1 protein-coding gene is annotated in these 462 nt (G+C 44.8%); it reads right to left on the bottom strand.

Annotated elements, in window-relative coordinates:
• Nucleotides 1-78: 78 nt before the first annotated feature.
• The coding region (locus F0L68_RS45665) for a 4CSP family protein (protein ID WP_149855366.1) at nt 79-462 on the bottom strand (384 nt) is incomplete at its 5' end.

The raw sequence follows: 462 nt of genomic DNA on the forward strand, positions 1-462 counted from the left end.
GTCGAATTGAAAATTAAATCAACTAAATACATATATCTTATTACATGATATTGAGCTGTTAGTTTTTTTCAAAGGAATTTAAGCTGTAACGCGTTTGAGTTCAGTTTCATATTTCTTTGTGAACTCGTTGGTGGGGTCGTATTTGGCCTTCAGCTCCTCCCAGAACTCGGCTTCGTGGTTGATGAGGTGACCAATCATCTTTTCGGTTCCACCCTTTTGCGCTTTGGTGCATTTAGCACAGTTGGTCTCGAGAGCTTCCTTGATGTGAGATTTAAGTTCCTTGCCTTCTGCGGTACATTGGCCCTTTTCGAGGATGCAATGTACGTAGGGAATGAGGAGCCGACGGTTAGATATGAGCTGGTCCAGATCGACAGTGTCGTATTTGTCTGTGTACTGTTCAGGGCGAGCGAGGGCCACAGCCGTCAAGGCAAGCAGGCAAACAATAACGGTCTTCATTCTGAG

It is taken from the genome of Solihabitans fulvus (assembly GCF_008386585.1).
Classification (GTDB): Bacteria; Actinomycetota; Actinomycetes; order Mycobacteriales; family Pseudonocardiaceae; genus Solihabitans; species Solihabitans fulvus.